A 16537-nucleotide genomic window follows, 5' to 3' on the forward strand; every position below is an offset into this window, starting at 1 on the left:
TTTGATTCATATCATGTCCAATTTCTATAGTGCATAAGTCCTAGACACATTAACAAACAGCTTTTATTGCTACTAGCTCACCTCATACCCATTAGGCTAGTTTAAAGTAAATTTTTTAAAATGGTATAAAAAATGTGTAATCTTTCATGTATCATTTATGTAGTTTTTTGTTGCTATCATAAAATTCACCTCAAAGATACGATTAATTAATACCCTCTAGCGCTATTACATATTTACTTGCGCATATATCATATGGTTACGCGATTGTATTACTTTGTTTCCATCCAGTTATCACCTGCACGCACATCAACCACCAAAGGCACACTTAAAGAAACAGCATTTTCCATCAACGATTTAATTTGTGGTTGCAATTCTTCCCACTCTTGTGGAGGAACTTCAAACACTAATTCATCGTGAACTTGTAACAACAAACGTGCTTGATATTGTTTTAAAACTTTATGTAATTGCGCCATTGCAATTTTGATAATATCAGCACTAGAACCTTGAATTGGTGCATTAGCAGCAGAGCGCAATAACCCCGCATCATAAGCGCCTAAATTCTTTAATTTACTCAAATCAATATCTTCTATATTCCTATTTTTCAACTCACGTAAACTATTACTAGTAAAATCAAAATAACGCCGTCTCCCCAAAATTGTTTCTACATAACCTTGAGAAATAGCTTGTTTTTTAACTTCCTCTAAATATGCAAACACCTTAGGATATCTTTCATTAAATCGCTTAATAAACTCATTGGCAACATTCTTATCTACACCTGTTGAACGTGCAAATTTTAGAGAACCCATTCCATAAATTACACCAAAATTAATTGTTTTAGCAAAACGCCGTTCTTCTGATGTTATTTCTTCTTTTTCAAAAACTAATTTTGCAGTCACAGTGTGAATATCTTCATTTTGTTGATATGCTTTTACTAAAATTTCTTCTTGACTCAAATGAGCCAAAATTCTTAACTCAATTTGTGAATAATCAGCAGCTACAATTAACCAACCTGATTCAGGTAAAAACGCCTTGCGAATTTGACGACTAAAAGCAGTACGAATCGGAATATTTTGCAAATTTGGATTAGAAGAAGATAACCTACCGGTTGAAGTTGCAGCTTGGTTAAAATCTGTATGTAAGCGTTGACTTTTTGGATGTACTAATACTGGTAAAGCATCCACATAGGTAGATTTTAATTTCGATAAAGTCCGATATTCCTGAATCGCATCTACAAAACCAGTTTCATCAACTTCTTGAAGTTTTTCTAAAGTCGCTGCGTCTGTAGAATAACCAGTTTGAATTTTGCGGGAATATTTGGTACTTAATCCCAACTTCTCAAATAAAATATGGCTCATTTGTTTGGGAGAACCTAAATTAAATTTTTCCCCTGCAATTTCAGTTGCTGTTATTTCTAACTTCGCTAATTCTGTTTCCAACTGCTGAGAAAGTTCTTTTAGATAATCTGAATTAATTCTTACTCCTGTATATTCCATTTCTGCTAAAACTTCTTCTAGCGGTTGTTCTACTTCTTGCAATAGTTTATCTAAAGCCGGAGTTTTTTCTAATTCTTCTCGCAATTTTGGTACTAAACCAAATGTTGCATAAACATCCATTCCGCAATAATCAGCAACAGCAGGAATATCTATATCAGCGATGGTTTTACCTTTGGGAACTAAATCTGAATAACTTGTTGCGGTTAATCCTAAATATCGTTGTGATAAGTCAGTTAAATTATGGCTACTATCTGGATTGATCAAATAACTAGCCAGCATGGTATCAAACACCACTCCTGCTAAATTAATTCCCTGACACCGCAGAATTAAACGGTCAAATTTAGCATTTTGTAAAGATTTAGGATAATCAGCACTTTCCAAAATTGGACGTAATGCGTTTAATACCAAATCTTGATTTAAATTATTACCAATTTTATGATTTAAAGGAATATAAGCTACTGCATCAGGTTCTTTTCCCCAACAACAACCAATTCCTACTAAATCTGCATCTCTTGGTTCTAATGCGGTGGTTTCTGTGTCCCAAGCAACGGGTATTTCGGGATTAGTGAATGTTTTTAATAGGTTGACTAATTCAATTAATTTAGCTTCTGTATTAATGATATTTGGTTGAATTGGCGAAGCAGATTGTTTTTTAGCCTCTGCTGTTTCCGCAGCACTGAAGAAAGACAAATCATCATCTTCATTATTAATTGCTTCAGATGTCTTTTTTTCTACAACTTTTCCCCCAAATTTAAGTTGCAGTTCGTTGATTTTATCTAAAAAATTATTAAATTCTAATTTTTCTAAAATAGGGGTAATGATGCTGCTATCAAATCCTGTTAATTTACAATCTTCTAAGTCAACTTCTATGGGGACATCAACAACTATTTGTGCTAAAAATCGTGATTTTTCTGCATTCTCTTTCCCCGCAATTAATTTTTGTTTAATTGTACCTTGAAATTGTTCTAATGCAGCATAAACATTATCCAGAGAGTTATAGGTATTTAGCAGTTTTACTGCTGTTTTTTCGCCAATTCCTTTGACCCCAGGAATATTATCTGATGGATCACCACAAAGTGCTTTGTAATCAACAATTTGTGTAGGTAATATTCCTAATTTTTCTTTAACTTGTTCTGCTCTAAATTCAGTGATGCTATTTGCAGAACGTTTTAATGCATCTGGACTAAAATTTAAAACAGTAATGCCTTTGTCAGCATCAATCAGTTGAAATAAATCCTTATCACCCGAAAGAATTTGCACCCGATATCCAACCGCAGCAGCTTTTTGTGCTAAGGTTCCCAAAACGTCATCTGCTTCATAACCGGGGGCAGTTAAAACTGGTAAATTTAAGCTATTTAGCAATTCTTTTAGGTTTGCTAAGTCAGGAATAAAGTCTTCTGGTGTTTCTGCACGTCCGGCTTTATAAGTTTCGTCAGCTTCATGACGGAAAGTTGGTAAACTTAAGTCAAAAGCTACGGCCATTGCTTGTGGCTGTTGTGTTGTCATTACTTCCAGCAAACATTTAAGAAAGCCAAAACAAATGCTGGTAGGAATTCCCGCTTTTGTGCGTAGTCCTCCATTTTTACCTTTAGCAAAAGCGAAGTAGGAACGATAAGCTAGTGAATGTCCATCTACGAGGATGATGGTGGGACTGGTTGTAGTTGGGGAATCTGAAATCAACTGATTAACCGAATGTTGGGACATACCTATTTTAACTAGTGCGATCGCCTGTTAATCTCTAACTGGAAGTTCAATGCTGGGGAATTTATGCATAAAGCATCTACTACTGATTTATCATCAACTAGCAATCTAGCTCAAGTTGGAAAAGATATTAAACTACTGGTATTAGATATAGATGGTACGATCGCAGGTCACGATAACCAGGTGAGTGAAACTGTCAAGGATGCGATCGCAAAAGTACAAGCAAAAGGTATTCATGTAGCCATAGCCACTGGTAGGATGTACTGTTCAGCTTTGCGGTTTCATCAAGACATTAAATCTACTTTACCGCTTGTAGCCTATCAAGGAGCTTGGATTCAAGACCCAAAAAACCAAAAAATTCATCGTCATTTAGCTGTTCCTAGAGAAATTACCCAGCAATTACTAGACTACTTTGAACAGCCGCAATTACGCACACTTCTTTCTGTCCATTTTTATATCAATGACCAACTCTATGTGCGGGAAATCACTACAGAAACTGAACTTTATGCGGAACGTTGTGGAGTCAATCCTATTCCTGTAGGTGATTTGCGTCAAGTTTTGAATGATGAACCTACCAAAGTTTTAGCTTTGTGTGACGACGCAAATTTAATTCAAGAACTTTTGGGTAATTTACGTCTTCAATACACACCCGCAGAACTCTATATGACAACATCTGTGGCTACTTTCTTAGAAGCAGCTAATCCATTTGTGAATAAAGGAACTGCTGTCCGTTACCTCGCAGAAGAACTGCTGGGACTAGAAAGAGACAATGTGATGACTATTGGGGATAATTTTAATGATGTAGAAATGCTGGAATATGCAGGTATTGGTGTGGCTATGGGTAGCGCTCCAGATCCAGTGCAAGCGATCGCTAATTGGGTAGCACCAAGCGTAGAAAATCATGGGAGTGCGATCGCTATAGAAAAGTTTTTGCTTTCCTAGCAAAATTCGCTCAATTACTACTCATAGACATCAGAAAGGACACCGACGACTGGCCGTGTTTCGTCTCGGTGTCCTTGCTGGTTCGCTCCTCACACACCTGATAATATAGCTGAGGAGATGCATTGCGTCAATAGCTGTAACTAAAATTTATTAGGTAGAAAAGGCAAAATCATAACTCTAGAGGTGCAAAAACCCTCAATTTTGTTTCTAACACAGACCTTAAAACCAACTGAGTAGCTATCAACAATCCCAGTCTAGCTTGGGCTAACTCCAAGGAATTAATTTTCACATCACCCCAAATCCGACAATTACACCAGAAGCTCTCAAAAGCTTGGCTCAATTTCAGTGCGGCTTTTTCCCAGTTAACAGAACTTTGAGAATCAGGAAATACCAAATCGTCTACTACTTTTACCAAGTTATGAATCAGACGAACCTCATCTGGTTGATGAAGACATAGTTTTTGATCAGAATTTAACCAGGGTATAGCCTGTGCAGACAAGACACACCCAACATCAACCCGATTATCTACAAGTTGAATCAATCCCTCTCGGTGAGCTAATCGTAATAACGAACAACACCGTGCATGAGCATATTGAATTGGAAAGAATAGTTTACTTATATTTTCCAGAAGGGAGGAGGCAGAAGAAGCAGAGGGGCAGGGTGCGGGGTGCAGGGGAGAGGTATTTTCACCCTTGCTCCCTGCTTCCTGCTCCCTTTCCTCTTCCCAGTCCCCAGTCGTCAGACTATGTAACCAAGCAGCTAAAGTAGGATAAGTTAGTTCTATATGAATTAAACCAGGGGGGACTATTTTAACGCTAAAAATTTTACTGCAATTTGCCGATAAATAACCAGCAAGTTGCTGGGCAATAAACATCGCTTTTAAATTATCAGATAGAGAAAGTTTTATAGCTACGCTAGAAATATATAAAAATTTTTCACTATCTCCACCTTGATATAGAGGAAATTTTCCCTTTCCTATGCCTAGAATTTCCTCATCCTTAGTATAAACACTTAGAAATTTCACTAAATGGATATATACTAAATGTTTAATTGAGGTATACTTCTTAAAAAGTAGCCAATGATGCACGTAGTTGTTTGGGGAACTTTTTCGATTATCACCATTTTATCCTGTTCCATCCACCTTTAGATAGAAGTTTAGTCTAGGTAAAGAAAAATGAGAATAGGATAAAATTTGATGAATAATTGATGAATGATTAGTAAACTTTACTACCCTCATTGTACAGTAAGAAGTATAACAAAAGAGTAGAGAGTAAATTGACTTTCTACACTTTGGATAGCTGACGCTGTTAGGCGTTAAGCCTACCCTGTTAACACAAAGACACTCCTTGCACCTTTTTATTTAGTCTTTGTCTTCAGCCGAACGCTCTTTGTTACCTATGCAATCTCAATCCTCCTTTTCCGAGGCATCACGGCCTTTCTTAACTTGGCAACGAATTCTTGATTGGGCTCAAGAACACTACCGCTGCCGCACTTTCAGCAAAGATGAGCGCATTCCAGCCAGACCCGGATTGCTATATTTAGTCCAGAGAGGTGCGATCCGAATGGTAGGAACCGCCCAAGTTAGTGCCACTGCCAGTCAGCTAACATCACGACGCATCAATAGAACTCCAGAAGAAGCTTTTTTGGGTTTTGTGGGAGCAGGGCAACCTTTTGAAATTGTTGCTCAGTCACCATTCACACTCCAGTCTTACGCCCACGTTGACCAAACTGCGGTGCTATGGATGTACTGGCATGATTTAGATAACTGGCCTCATTTCCGTCGTGAAGTTATGGATGCCTTTAGGTATCAACACCAGCGTAAGCTTTTGTGGCTAAGTGCCTTGGGACAAAGGCGCACAATTGACCGGCTTCTAGGATTTCTCACCTTGTTAATTGAGGAATATGGAGAACCGGCGATGAGTGAAACCGATCCCGATGTCATTCGCGGTTATTGCCTACCTTTCCCACTCACCCATGCTCAAATTGGCAGCGCTATTGGTTCAACGCGCGTCACTGTCACCCGCTTAATGGGTAAATTGCGTCAACGCGGACTAATCCTCACCCAAGGGGATAATTTGATTTGCCTACCAGCAGAGTCGATTAACAGAACCAACTAAGGCGCACTTAGAAGCCACTTTGGAAGCGTGTAAGTTTGGTATTTGCCATTGTTGAAGCCATCAACAGCAGGAGTCAGCGGATTTTAACAAACCCAGCTTGGGTAATTAGTTCCTGTCCCTGCTCTGTTAGCAGTAAGTTAGCATAAGCAACACCTGCTTGCTCCTCAGTTTGACCAATCTGTTTGACCACCACAAACAGATTTCGGGTAATCGGGTATTTTCCTGATTGAAAAGCCTTGATGTTCAATTGGTTCCGTTTATCAGGACACTCATTAGGGATAACAAATGGTTCTTGATAGGGAGCAATATATTGCCCTGGCATTCGCCCCAAAGGCAAGGGTTTAATGGAACATTGAGGAACAACCTCTGGGGCAGAAGCGTAATAGATGCCACCAGGACTATCAGCCACCTTTTTTAGGGCTTGGGTGGTCGTAGAGATAAACTCTACTTGGGGACTGAAAGCTTGACCACCCAAAATGTCTTGGACAAAAAGTTCAACTGTACCACCATCACTGATACGACGAGAATACGGCTTGATTGACAAATTGGGACCACCGACCTGGTTCCAATTATTGATCTTGCCTGTGTAGATAGATTTAAGTTGGTCTATAGTCAATCCTGGGATATTCAGATTAGGGTTTACGGCTACAGCTAACCCATCAATAGCTACAGGAATTTGACTGAGTTTGAACCCACGCTGCTGGGCGCGATTTAATTCTTGGTCTAAAATCGGTCGTGAGGACTGAGCAAAAGTTAGTTGACCATTAATTAATGACTGTATCCCTGTACCAGAGCCAGGAGTCGCATTACTGGGTTGTACATAACGTAGCCGGAACTCTGGTCTTGCTGCTTGAAGTGCTGGATCTATTGCCAGTCGAATTGGGGCCCAAGAAGTACTACCACCGTAATTGAATAATCCTGTAGGAACATTTTGGACATTAGCAAATGTTGTACCTTGAGAGTTTTTTGATGTATTCTGGGGTTGATTTTGATTACTAGAGCTAGAATTGCTTGACTGAGAGCTAATAATTTGCTCTAGGTTAACATTTGACTTTCCGGTAAACCACCAAAAACCGACACCTATGAGCGATATTGTTGTTAACAGAGATATGGCGAGAATAAGCGTTTCATTTTTTTGAGTCATACAAAGTCAGATTTATTGAAAGTATTAATTTATTTTTCAAACATTCTCATAAAACTTTGTTCAGATTGGTAAATCCAATCTGAATTATCTGAATTCTATCTAGAACATAGGTTTTAATTTTTACCCCAAGTATTTGTGAATACAAATTCCTGTTGGGGTTTGCGTTGTCGCGGAGCAAATTCACGCTGTTGGTATTGTTCAGGTAGAGCTTGGGGATCGCCTGGATAACCAATTGCGATCGCACTTACTGCCTCATATCCCTCTGGAATGCTATATAAATCACGCGCTTTAGATGCATCAAATCCTGCCATCTGGTGAACAAACAAGCCTAAAGAGGTTGCTTGAATAACAAGACTGCAAACTGCTCCTCCTAGATCATAAAAAGCATGACGGTTCGGTTGTCCATTCTTCTCAAAATTAAGTTTGGCTACCGAGATCATGAGAACAGGAGCATTCTTTGCCCATACTTGATTTGGTTCTACTAGACAACTCAGCAGCTTGCTAAATTCTTCTGGATTTTCCTGAGTGGCAACAATAAAATGCCAAGGTTGCTCATTATAGGAAGAAGCCGACCAGCGAGCCGCTTCTAACAAACTATGAAGTGTTTCTGCTTCTATCTGTTTGTCTGCAAAGGCTAAGGGACTCCAGCGTTGTTGCAGCAACTGATGAATTGGATATTGGGGATTAGCTAGTTTTTCCATGATTTTTTCTCTTGAATTCCCAGTAACTTATGTGTCAAAGTATCAAGCCCCAACACATAACTTAATTACAAATTATGAATTACAAATTACGAATAATTTTTAATTGTCTCGTATCGGCTCAAAATCATACCCAGTGCGGGAACGATTACCGGGAACAATTTTCACGAGTTGAACTGGGGCATTGCGATCGCCTGATTGCAAAAAGCGAATTGCGCCAGAAGCACCTGTAGCAGAGAAATCTGACGAAAGTAAAGCTTGTTGAATTCCAGACCGGGTAGGATTAATTTCTAGCGCCGCAATAAAGGCTTTTGTGGCATCATATGCTAGGGCAGTACGCCAACTCACATCACCACCCCATAACTGCCGGGACTTTTGGGGAAAATCTGACTTAGAATCACCATCAATATGCCAGGGAACAGCCACTATCATTCCTGTTGCTTGTTCTCTACCAATTTCTAAAGTTTTCACAGTATAAACATCATCACCTCCCAGAACACTCAGACGTTTCTGATTCACCTGAACTACTTGCAGTGCTTTGTCTAAAGTGTCGGTATTAGTAGCTAACATTAATACTTCTACCCCTTCCTGAATTGCCTGTTCTACACTTTTGGCTGCACTAAAATTTGCCTGAGATAAATCAACCTCCCTGAATATTTGTCCACCTTCCAATGCTAGAGAGGAAACAAATTCAGATTTTAAAGATTGGCTATAGTTACTTTGGGAATTAAAGAAAACGACTGCCTTTTTTTTCTGTAATTTTTTTACCATGTAATTCGCTAGGTTTCTAGCAGCCATGAAATCACTGGGAACAGTGCGAAAAACATAGCGACTAAAGTTAGAAATTTTCACTGAAGTACTAGTAGGAGAAATGGCGACAAGTTCTCCAGAATTATAAACAGTACCTGCGGCTAAAGTTGTATCGCTGGTATTGGGGCCAATTACACCTAATACTTCAGAATTTTTGACTAAAGTGGCTGCAATTTGTTTGGATATTTCTGGATTATCTTCATCGTTGGCGATTCCTATTTTTAAAGGTACGCCTTTAATTCCTCCAGCAGTATTAATTTCACTTTGGGCTTGAGCCATGCCCCGTAAAATCTCTAATGCTGCATTGGGGTTATTACCAATCGGTAAAGATGTAACTATAGTATAGTTTTTGCCGTTGCCAATGCGGGCATTATTCTGATATATCAGTGCTTCTGGGTCATTACGATTGTTTTTGAGCGAGGCTGTGAAATCTGCAATTGCTTTTTCATAGTTTTTATTAGCTATTGCTTGTATCCCATCTTTTTTGGCTGGAAAAATATTGCCAATAGTTAAACTTTTTTCTCCAAAGCTAATTCGTTCATTAATTGGTTGGTTGTTATTTGTTTGATTAGGAGTATTGGCATTTTCAAATTTAACTCCAGCTTTATTCACAAAAAACCAAATACCACCACCCAGTATGCCAATTGTTAACAGCAGAGATATAACTAAAACTTTGGTTTCATTTTTTTGGGACATAAACGATGTTTTTAAAGTATTGAAGATAATAATTTATAAATTAGTCGAAATATGGCTGTCATAGCAATGCTTACTAAGGCAGCAGCAACCGCTAAAATAACTACTTGTTGAAGGACAATACCTCCCCGTAAATAAGGGAAGAAAAATATAATTGCAAAACTGATTCCCGCAATAATTAACAAGTCATATTTTTCTAGCCAGCGTTTAGTTTGGCTAAAAATGAGGATACCCAAAACCACAAAAGAAATTGCTAAAGTGATGATTGGATTTTTGACTAAACTCAAAAGTGCGATCGCTATTAATGCCCCTTCAAAACCGCTAAAAGCCGCTCCAGCTAACAATTCCCAGATAGCAAAGGCTGGTTGAACTGGTACTGGTTTTTGTGGTGGTTGTGGTATTAATGGGGGTGGTTGTATTTGTGGTGGTGCTGTTGGGGGAACCGAGGGAGGAGAAAGGGCTTCTAGCACTTCCTGGGCTGACTGAAAGCGTTGACTAGCAGCAGGTAGCAGCATTTTGTCTAAAATATCAGCAAGTCTGGGGTTGACTTTGATTTGAGAACGCCATTTCCATTGGTTGCTGTAGGCATCAAAAAGTTTATTTGCTTCTTGACCAGTCATTAAAGTGATGAGGGTAACAGCTAAAGCATATAAATCTGTAGATGGAAATACTTGACTTCCTGACATTTGTTCTGGTGGTGCAAACCCCATAGAATAAATTCCTGTGGAACCAGCAGCACCAGAAGGAGCATTAGCGACTAACTTAACTGCACCAAAATCTAGTAAAAATAGTGTGCCATCTCGACGACGCATGATATTAGAGGGTTTAATGTCTCTGTGGATAATGCCTCTATCGTGGATAAATGTCAGCACTGGGAGAATTTCTCTGAGTATTTCTAGTACTTGGACTTGGGAAAAATTGCCATTTTGGGCTAATTCTTCTTCTAAGTTTTGCCCATCAATATATTCTTGGACTAAATAAAAAAACTGGTCTTGAGTTCCTGGTTGTAAACCCTGAATTACTACAGGAAAGAAAGCAAATAAATCAGGAATTTGTTTATGTTCATTACCTATTTGGGCTAAAACTTCTGCTTCTCTTTCAAATAAATTTTGTGCTAATTGTAGTTGATCTGATGTTAAATTACCTGCCGGTTGGAATTGTTTAACTACACATAAGCGCATTCCTGGAATCCGGCGATCACTTGCTAAAAAGGCGGCTCCAAAGCCTCCTCTGCCTAGTAGACTAGTAGGAACATAGCGACCATCTAACAACAGTGGCATACCACAGCTAGTACAATATTTCTGCTGTGTTGTTTTTAGGGTTGTCAGATTATCTAAATCGGCAAAATAGTTTTTTGGGCGCGGGCAGCGTGGACGAGTGCAGTAAACTTCCATGTTAGTTTTTATTCATTGGCCATTAGTCATTAGTCATTAGTCATTAGCTACAGCAATGGACAGGGTGATTAGGATATCAATAAATGATCAAACTCATGCTAAAACAGGATTTTGATCCTGAATTCTGAATTCTGACTCCTGCTATATTTACTTTTGACTACTGACTATTGACTTTTGACAAAATGTTTATTCTGCGTCGGATGAGTTGGGTGTTAGTGTATCTAATGTAGCTACCGCTAAATCCTTGTGTGATAATTTTAACGTATCTCCATCCCATCCAGGAGTAGCAAATTGGGGTAAGATTTCCTGACTAAAGGCTTCTGCGGCTTTAGAACGATAGCGATTGGGATTAACAATCAACCACAAAGTGCGTTTAACGATAACTCCTTCAATAGGAACACGATGCAGCACACCCATTTGTAATTCTTTAGCGATCGCAGCAGTAGAGACAAAAGCTGCCCCCAATCCAGATTGCACAGCGTTTTTAATAGCTTCAATGGAATTTAGTTCCATTTCAAATTTAAAACGTCTGGTATCAATTTCACAGCGTGCTAATACCTGATCAATGACTTTGCGGATAGTGGATTGGGAGTCTAGAGCAATGAATTGTAGTTTATATAGGTCTTCTCTTTGAATGGTTTCGAGTTTAGCAAAGGGATGGGATGTAGGTAAAATCAGCGCCAGTTCATCTTCAGCGTAAGGAACGATTTCCAAAGATTCTGCCAGTTCTCCGGGAATCTCGCCACCGATGATCGCTAAATCAACTTGTCCATTAGCCACACTCCAAGCCGTGCGACGGGTAGAGTGGACGTGTAATTGTACAGCCACATCTGGATATTTTTGTCGAAACATTCCAATCATGCGCGGTAAAAGATAAGTGCCGGTAGTTTGAGAAGCTCCAACAATTAAAGTACCGCCTTGAAGATTTTGTAAATCCTCAATAGCACGACAAGTTTCTTGACACAGACTGAGGATTTTTTCACCGTAGCTCAGGAGTAGATGCCCGGCTTCGGTTAATTGGGCGCGTCGTCCTCCCCGATCAAATAAGGGGACATCCAGTTGGCGTTCCAGGTTTTGTACTTGCAAACTGACTGCTGGTTGGGAGACGTAAAGACTGTCAGCGGCGCGTTTGAAGCTCCCTTCTGCGGCGATCGCTTTGAGAATGCGTAACTGATCTAAAGTGAAAGGAAGGTCAGACATAAGGCTCAACCCACAAACTTTGAAAGGAGCGGATTTGGCAATAAATCAAATTTTACAGCTATAAGCTGGGTATAATTTATTGCAACTTCGAGGTAGAGGCTTTACTCAAACAAGACATTACCACAACATCTTGAATAAAGTTCTCTTTTAAACACTAGGTGGTATTAGTTGTATTGCACTTTCAACTTCGAGGCTTGACACCAAGAAGACGTTACCACAACATCTTGACTAAAGTCTCCTTGTGCATACTTTGTGGTATTGGTGGTACTGAATTTAGTTTTCTTTAAGATTACTTCACTTGTGTCTATGATGCCGAATCCTTGGTTCACCTCCAGTTATTTTGTCATGCTGGGGCTACAATTAGCATTTGCGATCGCTCACAGCGGAGGCGCAGCCCTTCGTCCTTGGGCAGAAAAATACATCGGACCAAGACTTTATCGCATTTTATTTGCATTAGTTAGCTTACCCTTAGCAGGAATATTAATTGTTTACTTTTTTAACCACCGTTATGATGGCTTGCAACTGTGGCAAGTGCAAGGCATACCGGGAGTAAAAGCAGTAGTTTGGGTGCTATCAGCGATTTCGTTTTTATTTTTATACCCTGCCACCTTCAATTTACTAGAAATTGCGGCTATTCAAAAGCCAGAAGTTCGTCTCTACGAGACAGGAATTATGCGGATTACTCGCCATCCGCAAATGGTAGGACAAGTGATTTGGTGCGTTGCTCATACCCTCTGGTTAGGGACTACTTTTACCCTAGTCACATCACTGGGTTTAGTGCTACATCACCTCTTTGGGGTTTGGCATGGAGATCGTCGTTTGCGCGATCGCTATGGAGAAGCTTTTGAAGTAGTTAAACAGCGAACTTCAATTATTCCCTTTCAAGCAATTTTTGATGGTCGTCAATCTCTCAAATGGGAAGAATTTCTGCGTCCTGCTTACTTGGGAGTTGCCATTTTTGTCGCTTTGCTTTGGTGGTCACACCCCTTGTTAGTCGTAGCAACTAGTAGGATAGCGTGGTAGTTTTTAGTGATCCCCAAGATCACAATAAATACTAATCTCATAAAAATTCCCGGTTATCAATTACCACCAAATCAATGTAGGATAAATTCAAATAGCTTTCAGTGGGATTTTCCTCCGTTAGTTTGAGATTTTATATTTGGTAGTTGCTGGTCAAGTTACTTTCCTGGGGAGGAAACGGCAATCAGGAGTTAAACATCAACAAAAGCCAGCGCGACATTCACGGTGGCTTTTTTGTCAGCACAACCATAAAAGCGCTGAATTATTACATAGCTATACTGTAATTATAAGCGCTAATATTCCTAAAGACTGACTTGCCAATCTCTGCTAATGCTAGTTACTTTGATATAAAAACCCTATAAATCAAGAGGCGTCATGGTGTTGTCGGTCAGTGAGCGGACATTTACTCAAGAAGTTTTAGAATCTCCAATTCCTGTGTTAGTTAATTTTGAGGCTCCTTGGTGTGGCTTGTGTCGCATCATCCACCCTTTGTTGCTACAATTTCAAGCTCAATGCGGCGACGAAATTAAACTTGTGGGAGTTAACGCCGACCAGAATTTCAAGCTATCTACCACCTATAGACTTAAGTCACTACCAACTTTACTGTTGATTGAAAAAGGTATAGTCCGACAGCGCCTAGAAGGTTTTCGCAGTAGAGAAGATTTACGTCTGGCCTTAGAAGAAATAAAACTCAACTACATTACTAACCCTAAAACCTACAGTATCCCCAAAACAGCAGACCTAGAATGCCACACAGTTTGATGAGGGACAGGGGCCAGGGAACAGGGGCAGGGGCAGAAAATATATAATTCCTGATCTTCACCAATATCTCCATATCCGATACCCAATCCCCAGTAAAAAGTCCCCAAATCTAAAACCATGCTTAACACCCCACCAAGAGCTTCATAGGTGGGGTATTTTATCCTGTAGGGTGTGTGTCACAATTATTAACAGTTCCGACCTGGACAGTTGCCTGCAAAGGAAGCTTCCGCAGCACTATCCTAACTTAGTCAAGAATTATAAAAGTAGGCGTCAGTGATGGAAGTAATCTATCAGTATGCCTGGCTGATTCCAGTGTTACCTCTTTTAGGAGCAATGCTGGTCGGTCTAGGGTTAATCTCGTTAAATCAGGTGACAAATCGCCTGCGGCAGCTTAACGCTGTGGTAATCATCTCCCTGATGGGAGCAGCTATGGGGCTGTCGCTGGCCTTGCTGTGGAGTCAATTTCAAGGACATGAGCCTTATCTCCGTACCTTTGAGTGGGCAGCAGCAGGTAGTTTTCACCTGACAATGGGCTACACTATTGACCACCTGACAGCCTTAATGCTGGTGATTGTGACAACAGTAGCCTTCTTAGTCATGATTTACACTGATGGCTACATGGCGCATGACCCAGGTTACGTGCGGTTTTATGCCTATCTCAGCTTGTTTGGTTCCTCAATGTTGGGTCTGGTGGTCAGCCCCAACCTGGTACAAGTTTATATTTTCTGGGAATTGGTAGGGATGTGTTCCTACCTCCTAGTCGGCTTTTGGTACGATCGCAAGGCAGCAGCAGATGCTTGTCAAAAGGCATTTGTCACGAACCGGGTAGGTGACTTCGGTCTATTACTTGGCATTTTAGGGCTGTTCTGGGCGACAGGAAGCTTTGATTTCATGATTATGGGCGATCGCTTATCTGAACTAGTAGAAACCGGTTCTGTGAGCAATTTCCTCGCCATCGTGTTAGCAATTCTCGTCTTCCTCGGCCCAGTTGCTAAATCTGCTCAATTTCCCCTCCACGTCTGGCTACCAGATGCGATGGAAGGCCCCACCCCCATTTCTGCTCTCATCCACGCGGCAACAATGGTGGCAGCGGGTGTGTTCCTGATTGCCCGGATGTACCCAGTATTTGAAAACGTTCCCGCAGCTATGAACGTGATTGCCTTTACTGGGGCATTTACCGCATTTTTGGGTGCGACTATCGCTATTACCCAAAACGACATCAAAAAGGGACTGGCTTATTCCACCATTTCCCAACTCGGTTACATGGTAATGGCGATGGGAGTAGGCGCTTACTCTGCTGGATTATTTCACCTGATGACCCACGCCTATTTCAAGGCGATGCTATTCTTGGGTTCAGGTTCGGTAATTCACGGCATGGAAGGCGTTGTTGGTCATGATGCCGTTTTAGCGCAGGATATGCGTTTAATGGGCGGACTACGGAAGTATATGCCCGCAACTAGTATCACTTTCTTAATTGGTTGCTTGGCAATTTCCGGGATTCCTCCCTTTGCTGGTTTTTGGTCAAAAGATGAAATTCTGGGTGCGGCTTTTGCTGCTAACCCCCTGTTGTGGTTGATTGGTTGGCTAACTGCCGGGATTACCGCTTTTTATATGTTCAGAATGTATTTCTCGACATTTGAAGGGCAATTCCGGGGTAATGACGAAAAAATCAAAACCCAACTCAAAAATGCTGCGGCTGCGGCTGCTGAAAAATTAGGTGTAGCAGAATTAGCGCCTAACTTTGGCCCAGGGGCAATGAAAAAAGGAGAATTGGCTGCACATGACTCCCATGACTCCCACGGACACCACAGCACCTCTCCCCATGAGTCCCCTTGGACAATGACTTTACCGTTGTTGGTGTTGGCAATTCCTTCGATGTTGATTGGTTTGGTGGGTACTCCCTACGCCAATTATTTTGAGCAGTTCATCTATTCTCCTAACGAAAGTTTGGCTGAAGTGATGGAAAAAGCGGCTGAATTTGACCCCCATGAATTTTATGTGATGGCGGGTAGTTCAATTGCTATTTCTGTAGTGGGAATTACTTTGGCGGTGCTGATGTATTTAGCCCGGAAAATTGACCCTGCTGCGATCGCATCTAAAATCAAGCCTCTTTACGAACTATCCTTGAACAAGTGGTACTTTGATGACATTTATCATCGTGTCTTTGTCCTCGGTTTACGTCGTGTTGCTAGACAAGTGATGGAAGTTGACTTCCGCGTTGTTGATGGTGCTGTTAACCTTACAGGCTTCTTTACTCTTGTCAGTGGAGAAGGGTTGAAATACCTAGAAAATGGTCGGGTTCAATTCTATGCCTTGATTGTATTTGGGGCTGTTTTGGGCTTGGTAATTGTTTTTGGTGTTACCTGATTTTTATAGGGGTGGGCGTTTGTCCGCCCCTAGATTATTTTTTTGCACGCAGAGGCGCGGAGTCGCAGAGAGGATAAGTCGGTTGGCGTTAAAAATTATCGTTGGGATAAGGCAGGGAGCAGGGAGCAGGGGGCAGGGAGCAAGGGGAAAAAGGGTTTTAGCTTTGTTTACTTTTCTTTACACAGTTTGGTTTTAT

At 40.6% G+C, this 16537-nt stretch carries 12 protein-coding genes; 5 read left to right on the forward strand and 7 right to left on the reverse strand.

Going from position 1 to position 16537, the window contains the following annotated elements:
* Window positions 1–269: 269 nt before the first annotated feature.
* Window positions 270–3197 (reverse strand): DNA polymerase I, encoded by a 2928-nt coding sequence (gene polA, locus ACSQ6I_RS04410; RefSeq protein WP_438889122.1) that lies wholly within the window; start codon window positions 3195–3197, stop codon window positions 270–272.
* A gap of 63 nt (window positions 3198–3260) precedes the next feature.
* Between polA and ACSQ6I_RS04415 the strand changes: the two genes are divergently transcribed.
* Window positions 3261–4136 (forward strand): Cof-type HAD-IIB family hydrolase, encoded by an 876-nt coding sequence (locus tag ACSQ6I_RS04415; RefSeq protein ID WP_438889123.1) that lies wholly within the window; start codon window positions 3261–3263, stop codon window positions 4134–4136.
* Window positions 4137–4305: 169 nt separating this feature from the next.
* Here the strand turns inward: ACSQ6I_RS04415 and ACSQ6I_RS04420 are convergent, their stop codons facing one another.
* Window positions 4306–5223 (reverse strand): DALR anticodon-binding domain-containing protein, encoded by a 918-nt coding sequence (locus ACSQ6I_RS04420; RefSeq protein ID WP_438889124.1) that lies wholly within the window; start codon window positions 5221–5223, stop codon window positions 4306–4308.
* Window positions 5224–5533: 310 nt separating this feature from the next.
* Between ACSQ6I_RS04420 and ACSQ6I_RS04425 the strand changes: the two genes are divergently transcribed.
* Window positions 5534–6253: a Crp/Fnr family transcriptional regulator gene (locus ACSQ6I_RS04425; protein WP_013189801.1), complete on the forward strand. Its 720-nt coding sequence runs from the start codon at window positions 5534–5536 to the stop codon at window positions 6251–6253.
* Window positions 6254–6326: 73 nt separating this feature from the next.
* On the opposite strand, the gene ACSQ6I_RS04430 is transcribed toward ACSQ6I_RS04425, so the two are convergent.
* From ACSQ6I_RS04430 to ACSQ6I_RS04450, 5 genes are all read right to left on the reverse strand, one after another.
* Window positions 6327–7397, reverse strand: coding sequence for a PstS family phosphate ABC transporter substrate-binding protein (locus tag ACSQ6I_RS04430; protein ID WP_438889125.1), 1071 nt, complete (start codon window positions 7395–7397; stop codon window positions 6327–6329).
* Between the two features lie 113 nt (window positions 7398–7510).
* Window positions 7511–8098 carry a nitroreductase family protein gene (locus ACSQ6I_RS04435; RefSeq protein ID WP_438889126.1) on the reverse strand — a complete coding sequence of 196 codons (588 nt, stop codon included), beginning with the start codon at window positions 8096–8098 and terminating at the stop codon, window positions 7511–7513.
* A 99-nt stretch (window positions 8099–8197) separates the two neighbouring features.
* A complete protein-coding gene (locus tag ACSQ6I_RS04440; RefSeq protein WP_438889127.1) occupies window positions 8198–9601 on the reverse strand; it encodes an ABC transporter substrate-binding protein in 1404 nt (467 codons plus the stop codon).
* Between the two features lie 11 nt (window positions 9602–9612).
* A complete protein-coding gene (locus ACSQ6I_RS04445) occupies window positions 9613–10992 on the reverse strand; it encodes a protein kinase domain-containing protein (protein WP_438889128.1) in 1380 nt (459 codons plus the stop codon).
* Window positions 10993–11178: 186 nt separating this feature from the next.
* A complete protein-coding gene (locus ACSQ6I_RS04450) occupies window positions 11179–12192 on the reverse strand; it encodes a LysR family transcriptional regulator (RefSeq protein ID WP_438889129.1) in 1014 nt (337 codons plus the stop codon).
* 306 nt (window positions 12193–12498) lie between these two features.
* On the opposite strand from ACSQ6I_RS04450, the gene ACSQ6I_RS04455 reads away from it, so the two are divergent.
* The 3 genes from ACSQ6I_RS04455 (at window position 12499) to ACSQ6I_RS04465 (ending at window position 16341) form a co-directional block, all read left to right on the forward strand.
* Complete coding sequence (locus ACSQ6I_RS04455) at window positions 12499–13215, forward strand: NnrU family protein (protein ID WP_438889130.1); 717 nt, start codon at window positions 12499–12501, stop codon at window positions 13213–13215.
* A 372-nt stretch (window positions 13216–13587) separates the two neighbouring features.
* Window positions 13588–13974: a thioredoxin family protein gene (locus tag ACSQ6I_RS04460; RefSeq protein WP_438889131.1), complete on the forward strand. Its 387-nt coding sequence runs from the start codon at window positions 13588–13590 to the stop codon at window positions 13972–13974.
* Between the two features lie 276 nt (window positions 13975–14250).
* Window positions 14251–16341, forward strand: a complete 2091-nt coding sequence (locus ACSQ6I_RS04465) for an NAD(P)H-quinone oxidoreductase subunit 5 (RefSeq protein ID WP_438889132.1) — start codon at window positions 14251–14253, stop codon at window positions 16339–16341.
* Window positions 16342–16537: the final 196 nt, after the last annotated feature.

It is taken from the genome of Anabaena sp. WFMT, assembly GCF_051781005.1.
GTDB lineage: Bacteria > Cyanobacteriota > Cyanobacteriia > Cyanobacteriales > Nostocaceae > Anabaena.

Bases quoted from the DNA above. Each gene is read 5' to 3' on its own strand.
- polA (WP_438889122.1), bottom strand. From the start codon at position 3,197: ATGTCCCAACATTCGGTTAATCAGTTGATTTCAGATTCCCCAACTACA.
- ACSQ6I_RS04415 (WP_438889123.1), top strand. From the start codon at position 3,261: ATGCATAAAGCATCTACTACTGATTTATCATCAACTAGCAATCTAGCT.
- ACSQ6I_RS04425 (WP_013189801.1), top strand. From the start codon at position 5,534: ATGCAATCTCAATCCTCCTTTTCCGAGGCATCACGGCCTTTCTTAACT.
- ACSQ6I_RS04430 (WP_438889125.1), bottom strand. From the start codon at position 7,397: ATGACTCAAAAAAATGAAACGCTTATTCTCGCCATATCTCTGTTAACA.
- ACSQ6I_RS04435 (WP_438889126.1), bottom strand. From the start codon at position 8,098: ATGGAAAAACTAGCTAATCCCCAATATCCAATTCATCAGTTGCTGCAA.
- ACSQ6I_RS04440 (WP_438889127.1), bottom strand. From the start codon at position 9,601: ATGTCCCAAAAAAATGAAACCAAAGTTTTAGTTATATCTCTGCTGTTA.
- ACSQ6I_RS04445 (WP_438889128.1), bottom strand. From the start codon at position 10,992: ATGGAAGTTTACTGCACTCGTCCACGCTGCCCGCGCCCAAAAAACTAT.
- ACSQ6I_RS04450 (WP_438889129.1), bottom strand. From the start codon at position 12,192: ATGTCTGACCTTCCTTTCACTTTAGATCAGTTACGCATTCTCAAAGCG.
- ACSQ6I_RS04455 (WP_438889130.1), top strand. From the start codon at position 12,499: ATGATGCCGAATCCTTGGTTCACCTCCAGTTATTTTGTCATGCTGGGG.
- ACSQ6I_RS04460 (WP_438889131.1), top strand. From the start codon at position 13,588: ATGGTGTTGTCGGTCAGTGAGCGGACATTTACTCAAGAAGTTTTAGAA.
- ACSQ6I_RS04465 (WP_438889132.1), top strand. From the start codon at position 14,251: ATGGAAGTAATCTATCAGTATGCCTGGCTGATTCCAGTGTTACCTCTT.